Source organism: Saccharopolyspora sp., from assembly GCF_017434145.1.
GTDB lineage: Bacteria > Actinomycetota > Actinomycetes > Mycobacteriales > Pseudonocardiaceae > Saccharopolyspora_C > Saccharopolyspora_C galaxeae.
On the sequence record NZ_JAFRFW010000839.1, the window covers coordinates 1 to 2,044 of the forward strand.

The 2,044-nt window shown below is 73.6% G+C and carries 2 protein-coding genes; both read left to right on the top strand.

Annotation, left to right across the window (positions count from 1 at the left end):
• A partial coding sequence (gene murG / locus IJH84_RS22810; protein WP_295148846.1) for an undecaprenyldiphospho-muramoylpentapeptide beta-N-acetylglucosaminyltransferase occupies positions 1 to 1,001 on the top strand: 1,001 nt, incomplete at its 5' end.
• Positions 998 to 2,044: UDP-N-acetylmuramate--L-alanine ligase (murC, locus tag IJH84_RS22815; RefSeq protein WP_295148848.1), on the top strand; the 1,047-nt coding region annotated here is incomplete at its 3' end. The genes murG and murC, both read left to right, overlap by 4 nt.

The window sequence follows — 2,044 nt, forward strand, 5'->3', positions numbered from 1 at the left end:
GCGCGCGCCCGGACGCGCGAATCACCGCGCTGGGCACCGAACGCGGCATGGAGAACCGCCTGGTTCCCGCCCGCGGCTACCCGCTGGAGCTGGTGCCGCCGGTGCCGATGCCGCGCAAACCCAGCACCGAGCTGCTGAAGCTGCCGATGAAGGTCCGCGAGTCGGTGCGCCAGACCAAGGAGATCCTGGAGCGCGTGCAGGCCGACGTCGTCGTCGGCTTCGGCGGCTACGTCTCGCTGCCCGCCTACCTCGCCGCGCGCGGGCGGACGCCGATCGTGGTGCACGAAGCAAACGCGCGCGCCGGAATCGCCAACAAGATCGGCGCGCGCTACGCCGAGCGGGTGCTCTCGGCGACCCCGGACAGCGGCCTGGCGGGCGCCCGCCCGATCGGGATCCCGCTGCGCGAATCGATCACGGGCCTGGACCGGATGGCGCTGCGCGCGCAGGCGCGGCAGTTCTTCGGGCTGCACCCGCACGCTCCGACGATCCTGGTCTTCGGCGGTTCGCAGGGCGCGCAGACGCTGAACACCGCGTTCTCCGGCGCCGCGCAGGCGCTCGGGCGAGCCGGGATCGGCGTGCTGCACGCGCACGGGCCGAAGAACACCCTTGCGGTGCAACAGGTTCCGGGCGCCCCGAACTACGTGGCCGTGCCGTACCTGGAGCGCATGGACCTCGCCTACGCCGCTGCCGATCTGGTGGTGTGCCGGTCCGGCGCGATGACCGTCGCCGAGGTTTCCGCGGTCGGCCTGCCCGCGGTGTTCGTGCCGCTGCCGCACGGCAACGGCGAGCAGGCGCTCAACGCGCAGCCGGTGGTTTCCGCGGGGGGCGCGGTGCTGGTCTCGGACGAGGACATGACCCCGGACAAGGTCGCCGGTGAGCTGCTGCCGATGGCCCGCGACCCGCAGCGGCTGCAGATGATGAGCCGTGCGACGCTGGGCAGCGGTCACCGCGAGGCCGACCAGGTCCTCGCCCGGATCGTGCTGGAGGTGGCCGGGCAGTGAGCGAGCGACCCGACGAGGACCTGCTGTCCCGAGTGCACTTGGTCGGCATCGGCGGCGCCGGGATGAGCGGCATCGCCCGCATCCTGCTGGCCCGCGGCCGCCAGGTGTCCGGTTCCGACGCGCGCGACTCGCGCACCGTGCTGGCACTGCGCGCGCAGGGCGCGCACGTGGCGCTGGGGCACCGGGCGGAGAACCTGGACCAGTTCGACCGCGACCCGACGGCGATCGTGGTCTCCACCGCGATCCGCCCGGACAACCCGGAGCTGCTCGAAGCGCAGCGGCGCGGAGTCGCCGTGCTGCGCCGCGCCGAAGCCCTCGCGGCGCTGATGGCCGATCACCGGGTGGCCTGCGTGGCGGGCACGCACGGCAAGACGTCCACGACTTCGATGCTCACCGTGGCGTTGCAGCACTGCAGGCTGGACCCGTCGTTCGCGATCGGCGGCGACCTCAACGACTCCGGCGCGAACGCGCACCACGGGGAAGGCGGCGTGTTCGTCGCCGAAGCCGACGAGAGCGACGGCTCGTTCCTGGTGTTCGCGCCGTCGGTCGCGGTGGTCACCAACGTGGAACCGGACCACCTCGACCACCACGGCACCGCGGAGGCCTACACCGAGGTCTTCGAGGAGTTCGTGCGCCGCATCGAACCCGGCGGAGTGCTCATCGCCGACGCCGACGACCCGGGCGCGGCGGCGCTGGCCGAACGCGCCGAGCTCGCCGGGCTGCGGGTCCGCCGCTACGGGCATTCGGTCACCGGGCACGGCGACGCCCGCCTGGTCGGCTACCGCCCCGAGCACGGCGCCGGGGTCGCCACCGTCGAGCTGCACGCCGGGCCGGACCACCCGGCGCACCGCGTGGACGTGCAGGTTTCGGTGCCGGGCGAGCACATGGCGGGCAACGCGGTCGCCGCCATGCTCGCGGGGCTGGAACTCGGTGCCGAGCTGGAAGGGCTGCTGGACGGTCTCGCCGCGTTCGGCGGAGTGCGGCGGCGTTTCGAGTTCAAGGGCCAGGCCGCCGGGGTGCAGGTCTACGACGACTACGCGCAC